The sequence below is a fragment of the uncultured Mucilaginibacter sp. genome, assembly GCF_903893715.1.
Classification (GTDB): domain Bacteria; phylum Bacteroidota; class Bacteroidia; order Sphingobacteriales; family Sphingobacteriaceae; genus Mucilaginibacter.
Genome location: NZ_CAITNG010000158.1, coordinates 1 through 12,981 on the forward strand (window position 1 = coordinate 1; position 12,981 = coordinate 12,981).

The window sequence follows — 12,981 nt, forward strand, 5'->3', positions numbered from 1 at the left end:
CCTCTTCGCTGGTTGGCTTAAAGTTAAGGCCTTTTATCAAAGCCAAAACTGCCTCTACATGTTCCTTGTTGCCTGTTTTTACAAAAACCTGCTTATAATAGTCGGTGTCGGCAACAGTGATGCTCACCCTTACACCGTGTTCTGTTACACCGCTTAGCGTGTTTTGCTGCACGGTCATGTCGCTCAGCAATTCGGTATGCTGTATCTTGGCGATGGCGGTATCCGGGTCGGTCGCTATCACAAAACACAACTCGTTGATAATATCGCAACGCCGCCTAAACTCCCCGCAAAGGGTTATTGTTATCCCGGGGAACAAAGCTTCAAAACGTTTCAGCAATTCATCGGCAATCGGTTCCACCTGCGCGTACAAGAACTTGCCGCTGCTGGCCATCTTAAACTCAATTACCTTTTTGATGTCTTCCTGGGTCTTCAAGCCGAAGCCTTTGGCCTCTATCAGGCGGTTCTCGTTGCAGGCGTAATACAGTTCGCCTACGTTCTCAATGCCCAGGTCGTGCCAAATAGTGGCTATTTTTTTAGGTCCGATGCCTTTGATGCCCAGCATCTCCACAATGCCTGCCGGGGTGGCGTCGAGCAATTGCTGTAACTCGGCGATGGTGCCCGTTTCAAACAGTTCCACCAGTTTGGCGGCAATGCTTTTGCCGATTCCGTCCACCTTTTCCAGTTCCTCCAACGATTTCCCCCCAAGCTTTACCGGCGACTTATCCACCTTAAATGCCGCGTTGGCTATCGATTTTATCTTAAAAGGGTTCTCGTCGTGCAGTTCCATCAACTGCGACAACAGGCGTAAAGTGCGGGCTATAGCTTTGTTTTCCATATCGGCTGAAAGCTATAAAAATACAAAACTATTCAATGTGCAAATGAGTAAATGTGCAGATATGCAAATTTGTGTCATTTCTTAAAGTCTCCCCAACCGGGGGAGATTTAGAGGGGGCTATATGGGTATTTTCAAAGTACATTTTGTTTACTGCTACTTGCCACTGCCACTGCCACTCATCCCGATAGCTATCGGGAAGGGAGGGTAAATATGGTTTTTTCAAAGAACGTAAAGCACAACTTCCATCAACCGGGGGGGGAATTGTAAGAACTATTTTAAATTTTTTATTCAATCATTCGGTCCCTGTCTGCTGACAGGCAGAAATCAATCATTGCCACAAAGGGGGGAAAAAGTAAGAATGTTTTTAATCTCATTATCTTATCTTTCCATAATGCTTTCATTCCATATAATATAGTGAAAATTTATGGGATATGCAAAGACGAGAGTTTATAATGATTCATTTCTAAATAAGTAGTTTTGGTAAAAATTTGAGAATGAAAGAGTTGGATGGCATACCCAAAACGCTATATAAATACAGAACATGGACTGATTCATACCACAGACGTGTCCTTACGGATGCAGAAGTTTTCTTGGCATCGCCCGCTAATTTGAATGACCCCTTTGATGCGTCTTTGCCATTTAGATATAGCAAAGACGAAATGACGCCAGAAAATATTTTCAAGAAACTGATTGAAGTCGCAAAAAGGGAATGGCCAGAAAAATTAGATTCCGAAATACATGAAATAGCGTACAAAAGACAAAGCTCTGGTGTTTTTGAGAACGACTCATATTGGAAAGAAGTACATGCAGAAACAAAAGAGAATGTCCATAAGTCATTTGGAATTTTATCATTAGCAAGAAATAATGACAACTTGTTAATGTGGTCCCATTATGCAAATAGCCATAAAGGTTTTTGTGTTGGATTAGATAGGGATATTTTATATGAAATTGTTAAAGGCGCAATAGGGCCCGTTATTTACGATGATGTTTTTCCAGAATTGTCTTTATTTGGAACAGGTGCCGCGGTTATAATCAAAATGTTAAATACAAAATCAAAACACTGGAAATACGAAGATGAATTTCGAGTAACAAAAGGAGATTCAGCCAATAAGGCATATGCATTACCACCTGAAGCAATAAGAGAAATTATTTTGGGGTGTAATATGCCGGAAAATCAGAGAAAAGAAATATATGAAGTTATTGAAAATAAATTACCTCACGCTCGACTTTATCAAGCTCAAGTAAACGATGAAATGTTTAAATTAGATATTCATTTAATACACAAGTTTTAACATCCCACAAAAAAAGCCACCCGTCTCCGAATGGCTTCTAAAAATATCTTAAAAAGTAAGCAAGCTACTCACAACTCACCATTCACTACTTCACCACCACCTCATAAGGCAACCGCATCTGCATACCGCTCAGTTGGCTAACTTCTTTTATCTGGTTATAGTATTTATAATTATCGCCCAATTCGCTTTTTAGCATCGAGGTGCGCACCTGCGCGCTCATGCCGTGGGTCAAAGCTTTTAAGCCGCTTTCCTGCTCGGGGTAGGCTACTACCCTATATTCTTTAACCTTTGCTTTTTTAGCTGCCGATGCTATGGCATCGTTGATGTTGCCCAATTTATCAACCAGGCCCTTGCTTACAGCTTGTTCGCCGGTCCATACGCGGCCCTGGCCAATACTGTTGATATAGGCCTGTGTTTTATGGCGGCCCTGGGCCACAGCTTTGGTAAATTCATCGTACCCGCGGTTAACCTGGGTTTGTAGTATCGCTTTTTCTTCGGGTGTCAACGGGCGCGATATATTGCCCAAATCGGCAAATTTGCCGGTCTTTACACCGTCGAAGGTGATGCCCAGCTTGTCGTTAAAAAACTTTTGCATGTTGGGCAGCACCGCGAAGATGCCGATAGAACCCGTAATGGTGTTCGGCTCGGCATAAATCGAGTCGGCAGCGCAGCTGATATAATACCCGCCCGATGCAGCCAGATCGCCCATAGATACAATGATGGGTTTCACTTTTTTGGTGAGCACCACCTCGCGCCATATCACATCGCTGGCCAATGAGCTACCGCCCGGCGAGTTAACCCGTAAAACAACGGCTTTCACCTTATCGTCCATGCGTACCTTGCGCAGGGTTTTCGATATTTTTTCGGAACCGATGCTATTGTCATCGCCATCACCTCCTGCTATTTCGCCCGACGCGTAAACAATAGCAATGCGGCTGTTGCTGCTGGTATCGCTGTCATCGCCGCTTGCTTTGGTATATTTCGCGATGTCGATGCTCTTAATTTCTTTCTTTTCGCTGATGCCGGTACGGTCGCGCAGCTCGTCCAGCAATTCATCTTTATATTTTACGCCATCTACTAAGTGATATTTTGCAGCGTCTTCAGGCGTTTGTATCAGCATATTATTAGCGATATTGCGCAGCGAGTCCACACTTACCTTCCGGCTCTTGCTGATGTTGGTCAGAAAATGGTCGTACATCGAACCTAAGTAGGAGGTTACCTGTTCGCGGTTGGCCGGGCTCATTTTGGTTAAAAAGTAAGGCTCAACAGCGCTTTTATAGGTGCCCACTTTAATCACTTGCATATCAATACCCAATTTATCCAGCCCGCCTTTTAAAAAGGTAACGTCCGAACTAAATCCGTTAAACTCAAAAATACCTTTGGGGTTAATGTACACTTTATCGGCAACCGAGGCTAAGTAGTAGAAGCTTTGGGTATATATTTCGGCATAGGCCACTACAAATTTGCCCGATTTTTTAAAGTCGATCAACGCGTTGCGTATCTCTTCGGTAGTGGCCTGGCCCGATAGCATATAGCTTTCGTCCAGAAAGATACCTTTAATATGGCTGTCGGTTTTTGCCTTTTTTATATTGGCGAGTATATCGTTAAGCCCAATGTTTTTTTCATCGAGACCAAAAAGCGATGCTATTTCGTTGTTTGGGGTGCGCTCGGCTATGGGGGTATTTAGTGCGATGCGGAGAACGGAGTTGGAGGATACATCAACGGTTTTATCGCCGCTGGCCACTACAATAATGCCAACCACAACTAAAATAAACAGGACCGTGATGAGGAAAATGCCAAGCATGGTGGCAAAAACAAATTTGAAGAATTGTTTCATTTAATATTTTAAAGCTTTAACTATGCAAAATTACTAATTCATAGCGGGATAACATTAAGAGCGCATGGTATATTATTTGTTACAACAATGATTGATGTTTATTTGCTGTTGGGAAGTAACCTTGGTAACAGGGAATTGTTTTTGGCTCAGGCTGTTGAGGCTATCGAAAAAGCCATTGCGCCTATCATAAAGCGGTCGGCGGTACAGCAAACCCCGGCCTGGGGCAAAACAGATGAGCCCGACTATTTAAACCAGGTTTTGCTGCTGCAAACCGATATGCCTGCCCGCGAAATTTTAAACACCATTTTGGCTATTGAATTGCAAATGGGCCGCGAACGTAAAGAGAAATGGGGTTCGCGCACCATCGATATCGACATTTTGCTTTATGGCGATCAAGTAATCAATGAGCCGGACCTGGTGGTACCACACCCGCAAATGCACCTGCGCAAATTTGCCCTGCAACCTTTATCTGAAATAGCGCCGCTGTTGGTACATCCGTTTTTAAAAAAAACAATACGGCAATTAAATGAGGTACTGGATATACCGTCGTAAAAATCGGAGGTTACAAAATTTCCGTTTATAAAAAATACATATCGTGTTTTTTACAAAAAATTGTAATTTTATAATCTAATTAATTACCATGTCACAGTTAGAAACATCCGACGAGAATTTTGATTTAGCATTGATTATCGAAATCGCAGATGGCAGCGATGAGTTTCTCGTCGAATCGATTGAAATGTTTTTGCAGCAATCGCCCGAGCAAATGGGGGTGATTCATGGCGCCATACTTGCGCAGGACTTTACTTTGGTAGCGTCGGCAGCACACAAATTCAAAGCCAACCTTGGCTTTTTTGGCATGACCACTTCGCAGGAAAATATGCTGCAAATTGAAAAACTGGCCAAGGCAGGCGCAGGCATCAACGAAATTATCGAAAAATATAATGAAGTAAATGCAGCTTTAGAGCCATCATTGGCCAAGCTCCATAAAATTATGGCCGAAAAGCAGGCTTTGCTTTAAACAGCCTTCAGTTCAAAACTATAGCTTTCCATAATTAAATTAGCCAGCAGGTTTTTGCAGGCTTCATCAACTTTTTGGCGCGCTAAATCTTCGGTACCGGCTTCAATCTCGAGCGAGATATGTTTGCCAATACGCACGTTTTGTATTTCGCCAAGGCCAATGTTTTTCATGCTGCCGGTTACGGCTTTGCCTTGCGGGTCCAATATCTCTTTTTTGGGCATTACGTCAATTTCTGCCTTAAACTTTATCATGCGCTATTTTGAATTGAAAAATTGAAATGGCGATATAAACAAATATCACCATGGGTATGGCTGCAAATTTAAAAATTACCAGCATAATTGCCGATAACCCAATCAATAAATATCGGTAAATGTTTCCTTTAAGCCCGAAGCCCTTAAACTTCAGCGACATGAGCGGCATTTCGGCCACCAGCAACATGCACATTACCAGTACAAAACACGAAAGCGAAAACGCGTTCAATATATAAGGCTCGTAAAAAACATTTTGGTGCAATAGGGTAATCGGTAACGATGCAATCAAAATAGCGTTTGCCGGTGTGGGCAAACCGATAAATATTTCGGCCTGGCGGGCATCCAAATTAAACTTGGCCAGCCTCAGCGCCGAAAATACAGGTATCAAAAAAGCGATATAGTTCAAATATTCGCTCACACCATCAATCTGCGGCGATTCTAAAAATAACTGGTACAAAATTACGCCCGGCAAAACGCCAAAGCTCACCACATCGGCCAGCGAGTCGAGCTCTTTGCCCATATTGGAGTAGGCGTGCAACAAACGCGCGGCAAACCCGTCAAAAAAATCGAAAATGGCGGCTACAAAAATGGCATAGGCTCCAAACAATAAATGATGCTGAAAAGCCAGCACAATGCCCACGCATCCGCTAAACAAATTGGCGCAGGTAATAGCGTTTGGGAGGTGTTTGGTAATGTTGGGCATTTCTACTGCGAATATATTGCGATTTATCCATAAAAAAACCCGGCGATGTATTTTCGCCGGGCTTTATGTTTGTATTTTTTATTACGAGTTCATCGATATCAAAAACTCTTCGTTGGTTTTTGTGCCACGCATCTGCGCCTGCAAAAACTCCATCGATTCCTGCGAGTTCATATCGGCCAGGTGATTGCGTAAAATCCAGATGCGTTGCAAGGTTTCGCGGTCAAGCAACAAATCGTCGCGGCGTGTGCTCGATGCGGTCAAATCGATAGCAGGGAATATACGTTTGTTCGACAGCTTCCTGTCCAACTGTAGCTCCATGTTACCGGTACCTTTAAACTCTTCGAAGATTACTTCGTCCATTTTCGAACCGGTTTCGGTTAATGCTGTAGCAATGATGGTCAATGAGCCGCCATCCTCAATTTTACGTGCCGCACCGAAGAAACGTTTTGGTTTATGCAAGGCGTTGGCATCCACACCACCCGATAATATTTTACCCGATGCCGGTGCTACTGTATTATAGGCACGTGCCAAACGGGTTATGGAATCCAACAGGATAACCACATCATGGCCGCACTCCACCATACGTTTTGCTTTTTCCAACACGATATTGGCGATTTTTACGTGGCGTTCGGCAGGCTCATCAAATGTTGATGATACCACTTCGGCGCGTACGCTGCGGGCCATATCGGTAACCTCTTCAGGGCGTTCATCTATCAGTAATATAATCAGGTAAACCTCGGGGTGGTTACGGGCAATGGCGTTGGCCACATCCTTTAGCAACATGGTTTTACCTGTTTTAGGTTGTGCTACAATTAAACCACGCTGACCTTTACCGATAGGGGCAAACAGGTCGATGATGCGGGTAGAGTAGTTGCCTGACTCCGTAAATAAATTCAGTTTTTCCGAAGGGAAAAGCGGCGTTAAGTGGTCAAATGGAACACGGTCGCGCACTTCGGCAGGTATACGGCCATTAATAGCCTCCACACGTACCAGCGGAAAATATTTTTCGCCTTCTTTTGGCGGGCGTATGCTGCCACGCACGGTATCGCCGGTTTTTAAACCAAACAGCTTAATTTGCGATTGCGATACATAGATATCATCGGGCGAAGTCAAATAATTATAGTCCGACGAACGCAGAAAACCATAACCATCGGGCATAATTTCCAAAACGCCTTCGTTAACAATAACGTTATCAAAATCGAGGTTGATGGCCGGCTCCTGGCTTTTTTGCTGCTGGCCTCCGTTCTGATTAACGAACTTATTGCGTTCAAATTTTGCAGGGCGTGCTTCCGCAACATCAGGCTGACCTGCCTGTGGTTTTATTTCTTCGGTAGCGGCGTCCATGGCCGATGCCGTATTGCTTTCAGTCGGTTGTACCGAAGCTTCTTCTTCTTCCTCCTGTTCAAACAGGTTGGTATCATTTAAAGGTACTTCAACCCGGTAATCAGTTTTCGATTTTAAGGTGCGCAACCTTTTGCGGGGCTTATCGGCACTTTCTTCAACGGCTGCGGTTTCGGCAACTTCGGGCGTGTTGTGTGCGGTGTAATCTTTAGTAACTGTTTCCTGTTGCAGGCGGGCAGCTTCAATCAGTTGTTGTTGTTCAACAATACTGGTAATCAATTCTGCTTTTCTTAAGCTATCCGCTTCGGCAATTCCGAAACTTTTGGCCAACGTACGTAGTTCAGAAACGAGTTTATCGTTTAATTCGGTTGTATCAGACATTTGTGAGAATAATATTTCAAAAGGGATATTTTTGTGTAGAAATTAGCTTGCAACACCAGCTCGGGAAAAATTTAAATGCTGTTTTTCAATAAATTATTCGGAAAACAAACTGATTCTTTGGTGCAAGAAATTCAGGAAAACATTGCAATTTTAGTCAATTTATTTAAAACTTCAAATTAATTTAAAAATATTTCGGCCAAAGGGCAAAATTATTACCTGTTTTTTCATTATTTTGTAATACAATAACGCCCAATATTCATGCCATCCCGTCAACAGATCATCGCCCAGATCAAAAAAAAGAAATCGTTTTTATGTGTCGGCCTCGATTCGGATATCGAAAAGATACCGGCCCACTTGCTCGAGTATGCCGACCCTGTTTACGAGTTTAACCGCCAAATAGTTGATGCCACCCGCGACCTTTGCATAGCCTACAAACCCAATGCGGCTTTTTACGAGAGCAGGGGCGTAGCAGGTCTGCAAAGCCTGGTAAAAACCTGGCAATACCTGCCCAAAGAAACGCTCAACATCATCGATGCAAAGCGCGGCGATTTGGGCAATACCTCCGACATGTATGCCAAAGCTTTTTTCGACGAAGCATCTTCGGGTATGAGCTTCGACGCGATAACCGTAGCGCCCTACATGGGGCACGATAGTGTAATCTCTTATTTAAAATACGAGGGCAAATGGGTCATCCTGCTGGGATTGACATCCAACGAAAGCAGTAAAGATTTCCAGTTTTTGCCTATAGGCGACAATTACCTGTTTGAAGAAGTGATAAAAAAAGCCAATACTTGGGCCGGTGATGATAGGATGATGTACGTGGTAGGCGCCACCAAAGGCGCCAGCTTTATCGACATCCGCAACCATGCGCCCAACCATTTCCTCCTCGTACCCGGCATAGGCGCCCAGGGCGGCAGCCTTGCCGAGGTTTGCGAATACGGCATGAACAAAGATTGCGGCCTCATTGTCAACGCATCGCGCTCCATCATCTTCGCCTCAAGTGGCAAAGACTTTGCCGAAGCCGCCCGGGCTGAAGCGTTGAGTATTCAGCAGGAAATGGAGTTGGAGTTGGAGAAAGCGGGGGTGATTTAAATGTGTGAATGAGTAAATGTGCAGATGTGCAATTGAATTGTTATTTTAGTTCGACATTTAAACAGAACGCCTAACTCACCATTCACTACTGACTACTCACCAACATGTTTTTCAACGAAGACTTTCTCCAATATGTATGGAAATTCAGGCTGTTCGATTGGAACGGGCTGCAAACCACCGATGGCGAAAGTGTTGAAATTGTATCCCCCGGTTTACAAAATACCGATGCCGGGCCCGATTTTCAGCATGCCAAAGTAAGGATAGGGGATACGCTATGGGCGGGCAATGCTGAGGTGCATTTATGCTCGTCCGACTGGAAACGCCACGGCCACCCCGATGATAAGGCTTATGATAATGTGATACTCCATGTGGTTTACCGTGATGACGAACCGGTGAGTAGGAAAGATGGCAGCCCTGTACCAACCATTATATTGCGCGACCGTATCGACCCTGAACTGCAAGCCCGGTACCAACGCCTGGTATTTGGGGAACAACAAATCATCCCCTGTGAAAAGTCGATAGGCGCGGTTGATGATTTGATATTAAGTAATTGGCTTACCCGCGTGCTGATAGAACGCCTGCAAAAACGCTCGGCCGAGGTTACCAAAACCCTCGAAACCAACCGCGGCGATTGGGAAGAAACCTTTTACCAGTACCTGGCAGCCAACTTTGGTTTTAAAACCAATGCCCTGCCTTTCGAGTTGTTGGCGCGCTCGTTGCCGCAGGTTATTTTGGCCAAGCATAAAAACAACCCGCTGCAAATCGAGGCTTTGATATTCGGCCAGGCGGGTTTTTTGGAGGATAGCCTGGCCGATGACTACCCGCAATCCCTGCAAAAGGAATACGCCTTTTTGAAACAGAAATACAAGCTCAAACCCATCCAAAAACATTTGTGGAAGTTTCTGCGCCTGCGGCCGTCAAACTTCCCTACCATCAGGCTGGCGCAGTTCGCGGCATTGGTAAGCCAATCCAATCACCTGTTTTCGAAGGTGCTCGAAATCAAAGACCCCCAAAAACTGCGCGAACTTTTTGACGACCTGAACATCAATCCGTACTGGCAAAACCACTATCAGTTTGATAAAGAATCGAAACCTTTAGTTAAAAAATTAGGGAAATCGTCGGTTGATATTTTGATTTTAAATACTTTAGTGTTATTTTTATTCACTTACGGCAATAACATGCAATCCGAGCGTTATATTAATCGTAGTTTGCAACTGTTAGAGATGATGCCTGCAGAGCAAAACCATATCATAAACAGCTTTGTCGATATGGGCTTAAAGATTGATACCGCGTTCCGGTCGCAGGCATTGCTGGAGTTAAAAAACTCGTATTGTAATCAAAAAAAGTGTTTACAGTGCGGCATCGGCATCAAAATATTAAAAATGGCTTAAACATGGTACAGCGTATATTAACCTTTTTCGAAAAACACTCCTTTGGTGTGTGCACCTATTTAGGCGAACGCTTTAATATCTCCATTTCAAAAATTCGCCTGTTTTTTATCTACTCGTCCTTTTTAGCAGTGGGTTTCCCGCTCATATTTTACTTCTTTGCAGGGATCGTATTGGATATCCGCAATTATGTAAAACGTAAACATCCCCGCACTATCGATCTGTAGTCTACTAAGGATAAATCCGTTATTTTTCAAAAATATAACTCAACCCTTTCATAAAACCGGGCATAGCTGCGTCCAAATGTTCAAAATTGCCATACGCAATAAATTTAAATTTACCCTTTTTGTAATGATGCGATAGCATTTGCTTTTGCAGATCGGTCAGTGCGTCGCTCCTGGCACCACTGTCAACATCGAGCGTGCCTTTGCTTAAATACAGTTTAAACGGAAGGACGTTTTTTGAAGCCGCGGCCTGGTTTTCCATTTCAAACAATAAACGGTTGTCATCTTCCAATGGCGGACTTGCCGAAATAAAGTTTTGAATATTTAGTTTGCCGTTTTTATAGCCATCGAACAAATAATGCAGTGTACAAACCCCGCCAAACGAATGCCCGATCAATATAACGGTATCAGGGTTAACCTTGTATTGTTTGCATAGCTTGGGCAATAGTTCCTCATTGATAAACCGGGCAAATTTTCCCGACCCGCCAAAACCCGGCTCATCTTTTCGCACTACCGACGTATAGTCGCGTGTGCGTAACGAGTCCATGGCCCAAAAATCCTTGTACCCTATCCCTGTGATGATGATTGGGGGTATATCTGCTGTAATAGTGGCCAGTTTTGTTTCCGCAACAAAAGGTTCAAAATAGGCGTTGGCATCCAATAAAATCACCAGCGGGTATTTCTTTTTTTCATCATAGCCTTTTGGCAAAGCGCTGTATATCCTGAAGGTGTCTTTTACAATGCCCGAATACATGTTTTCGCTCTTGATGGACGAATACAATGCCGGTACATCTTTGTAAAACTCTTTGATGTCAACTGTTTTGGTCGCAAGTGCTTTTTCGTTTTTTTGGCCGCAACTAAATAAGAATGCAACGAAAAGAAGTAATAGTGCTGGTTTCATGATGGATTTTTTAGTGATGATTTTTATACAATGTAGTGTCGAAAGGGTTGATCTGGGTTATACCTTGTTGCCTAAATTTTTTAAGACTGTCTTTAATGTAGATCAACAGGTCGTATTCGCTGGCTTTTTGTAAAAACTGGTAGCTTGGCCGGTATTGGCTTAAGAACGCGTTCAAGGTATCACCTTTTAGCCCGGTGGTTTGCCCGACCAGCGTTCTTGAAAATTTGCGGTTAACAAAGGCGGCCTGCTCATCCAAAACAACGTCCTGGTGCAATTTGTATTCGGCGCTTTTCTTTTTTGTAAGTATTGCCAACAGCAACAGTGGGTCGACCGATAAAATTTCACCCGGCCCTTTGCCCATGTTAGGTAAAAACATGTCTTTTACTTTTGGTCCGGTATAATTAAACTCTCTTTCAAACAACTTCCTGTTCAACAGCGAGTCCCTGCGGTAATCACGGGCAGCATTGATGCTTACTTGTTTAAGTGATATAACAGCCGGTTCTAACGCTATCCTTACAGGATAGATGATTTTGCTCATTGGCAATAAATAGGTTTTGTACCCGATGTAAACAATTTTTATGGTGTCGGTAAAACCCGAAACCGCAATTTCAAATTTGCCGTCGTTACCCGAGGCAGTCCTCGAAGCAGATGATATCACCAAAGCACCACCAACCGGCAGCCCGGTTGTTTTGTCGGCAATTGTCCCGCTAACCTTTTGCGCGTATATGTGTAGGCTAAAGCCGATAAACATGAAACAGATGAAATATTTTATCAATGCTGATGGATGAAAAAAGTCCCGTTGTTAATGTTGAGGAGGTAAAAATATCCCACCTTAAACAATATAACTAATTGTTTAACAGTATTTAACAAATTTTTGGCCGATAGGGCAGAAGGTTTTATTATAGGAAGGGTAGCACCTACGGCGCAATATCCGGTTGCAATTAAATCGCTACAAACAGGTAGCCCCGCTGGGGCAGATTAGCACGCGGCAGTCAATTATTGATCAATCAGTCAATCAATCATTCGATCAATCAATCAATAAAATATCAATCCGTCAAAATAGCGGCAATTTCATCAAAACCTTTTTCGGCAGCCAGGTCGGCGGGTAGTTTGCCGCCTTCCATGCGGGCATTTACGGTGGCACCTGCCTCCAACAACAAAATCAACAGCTCTAAATTACCGTTCTGCGCTGCTGAGTGCAGCGGCGTAACACCCGATTGCTGTTTTACGTTCACCAGCGCGCCGTGCTCTATCAGCATACGGGCAATATCGGTATGGTTGGCGGCTACAGCCGAGTGCAGGGGGTAAACCTTAAAACCGTTTTTCGAGCAGAGGTTTACATCGGCACCTTTCAGCACCAAAAAGCGGGCAATTTCGAAGTGGCTAAAATAGCATGCCAAACCCAGCGGAGTAAAACCATCTTCCGAAAAGGCATTAACCGCTTCGGGGTGGGTGTAAATGAGGTGCGCTATCACATCAAATTTGCCTACGGCGGCAGCTTCAAATATGCTCAGCTCGTCAAGGTATTTAAGTAAAAGGTCGGCAACGGCAGGTTTTTTATAGTAGCAGGCCAGCATAATGACCGAAACATGGTGGCTCGTGATGCTTTTGGCAAGCTCGGGGTTTTTGTCGAGCAATAGGGCAAGGTTCTGTAAATCACCTTGCTGAATAAAATTTTCCAGGGACACTAAACTCATTTAAATTCAATATTACTAAAA

At 43.8% G+C, this 12,981-nt stretch carries 14 protein-coding genes; 6 read left to right on the forward strand and 8 right to left on the reverse strand.

Annotated elements, in window-relative coordinates; all coding sequences use genetic code 11:
• A partial coding sequence (locus QZX97_RS18885) for a helix-hairpin-helix domain-containing protein (RefSeq protein WP_295664921.1) occupies positions 1–835 on the reverse strand: 835 nt, incomplete at its 3' end.
• Between the two features lie 494 nt (positions 836–1,329).
• Between QZX97_RS18885 and QZX97_RS18890 the strand changes: the two genes are divergently transcribed.
• Complete coding sequence (locus tag QZX97_RS18890; protein WP_295652951.1) at positions 1,330–2,127, forward strand: DUF2971 domain-containing protein; 798 nt, start codon at positions 1,330–1,332, stop codon at positions 2,125–2,127.
• An 85-nt stretch (positions 2,128–2,212) separates the two neighbouring features.
• Here the strand turns inward: QZX97_RS18890 and sppA are convergent, their stop codons facing one another.
• Positions 2,213–3,964 carry a signal peptide peptidase SppA gene (sppA, locus tag QZX97_RS18895; protein ID WP_295652954.1) on the reverse strand — a complete coding sequence of 584 codons (1,752 nt, stop codon included), beginning with the start codon at positions 3,962–3,964 and terminating at the stop codon, positions 2,213–2,215.
• Positions 3,965–4,051: 87 nt separating this feature from the next.
• Here sppA and folK point away from each other — a divergent pair, with 87 nt between their 5' ends.
• Together folK and QZX97_RS18905 are read left to right on the forward strand one after the other, a co-directional pair.
• Positions 4,052–4,516 (forward strand): 2-amino-4-hydroxy-6-hydroxymethyldihydropteridine diphosphokinase, encoded by a 465-nt coding sequence (gene folK, locus QZX97_RS18900; RefSeq protein ID WP_295652957.1) that lies wholly within the window; start codon positions 4,052–4,054, stop codon positions 4,514–4,516.
• Between the two features lie 88 nt (positions 4,517–4,604).
• Positions 4,605–4,982, forward strand: coding sequence for an Hpt domain-containing protein (locus QZX97_RS18905; RefSeq protein ID WP_295664923.1), 378 nt, complete (start codon positions 4,605–4,607; stop codon positions 4,980–4,982).
• Here QZX97_RS18905 and purS read toward each other — a convergent pair.
• From purS to rho, 3 genes are all read right to left on the reverse strand, one after another.
• Positions 4,979–5,233, reverse strand: coding sequence for a phosphoribosylformylglycinamidine synthase subunit PurS (gene purS / locus QZX97_RS18910; protein ID WP_295652964.1), 255 nt, complete (start codon positions 5,231–5,233; stop codon positions 4,979–4,981). The two genes, QZX97_RS18905 and purS, sit on opposite strands and share 4 nt — an antisense overlap.
• Entirely contained in the window at positions 5,220–5,936 is a 717-nt protein-coding gene (pssA, locus tag QZX97_RS18915) for a CDP-diacylglycerol--serine O-phosphatidyltransferase (RefSeq protein ID WP_295652967.1), read from the reverse strand. Before pssA ends, purS begins: the two co-directional genes overlap by 14 nt.
• Before the next feature lie 81 nt (positions 5,937–6,017).
• Positions 6,018–7,658: a transcription termination factor Rho gene (gene rho, locus QZX97_RS18920; protein WP_295652970.1), complete on the reverse strand. Its 1,641-nt coding sequence runs from the start codon at positions 7,656–7,658 to the stop codon at positions 6,018–6,020.
• Positions 7,659–7,916: 258 nt separating this feature from the next.
• Here rho and pyrF point away from each other — a divergent pair, with 258 nt between their 5' ends.
• The 3 genes from pyrF to QZX97_RS18935 all read left to right on the forward strand — a co-directional run bounded on the left by pyrF (position 7,917) and on the right by QZX97_RS18935 (position 10,365).
• On the forward strand, positions 7,917–8,750 hold the full coding sequence (pyrF, locus tag QZX97_RS18925; protein WP_295664925.1) for an orotidine-5'-phosphate decarboxylase: 834 nt from the start codon (positions 7,917–7,919) through the stop codon (positions 8,748–8,750).
• 104 nt (positions 8,751–8,854) lie between these two features.
• Positions 8,855–10,141, forward strand: a complete 1,287-nt coding sequence (locus QZX97_RS18930; protein WP_295653071.1) for a DUF2851 family protein — start codon at positions 8,855–8,857, stop codon at positions 10,139–10,141.
• A gap of 2 nt (positions 10,142–10,143) precedes the next feature.
• Positions 10,144–10,365 (forward strand): PspC domain-containing protein, encoded by a 222-nt coding sequence (locus QZX97_RS18935; protein ID WP_295653072.1) that lies wholly within the window; start codon positions 10,144–10,146, stop codon positions 10,363–10,365.
• Between the two features lie 19 nt (positions 10,366–10,384).
• Here the strand turns inward: QZX97_RS18935 and QZX97_RS18940 are convergent, their stop codons facing one another.
• From QZX97_RS18940 to QZX97_RS18950, 3 genes are all read right to left on the reverse strand, one after another.
• The gene (locus tag QZX97_RS18940; protein ID WP_295653074.1) at positions 10,385–11,263 is read right to left on the reverse strand and encodes an alpha/beta hydrolase-fold protein; all 879 of its coding nucleotides are present in this window, start codon (positions 11,261–11,263) and stop codon (positions 10,385–10,387) included.
• 10 nt (positions 11,264–11,273) lie between these two features.
• Complete coding sequence (locus tag QZX97_RS18945; RefSeq protein ID WP_295653075.1) at positions 11,274–12,014, reverse strand: hypothetical protein; 741 nt, start codon at positions 12,012–12,014, stop codon at positions 11,274–11,276.
• Positions 12,015–12,309: 295 nt separating this feature from the next.
• On the reverse strand, positions 12,310–12,960 hold the full coding sequence (locus QZX97_RS18950; RefSeq protein ID WP_295653078.1) for an ankyrin repeat domain-containing protein: 651 nt from the start codon (positions 12,958–12,960) through the stop codon (positions 12,310–12,312).
• Positions 12,961–12,981: the final 21 nt, after the last annotated feature.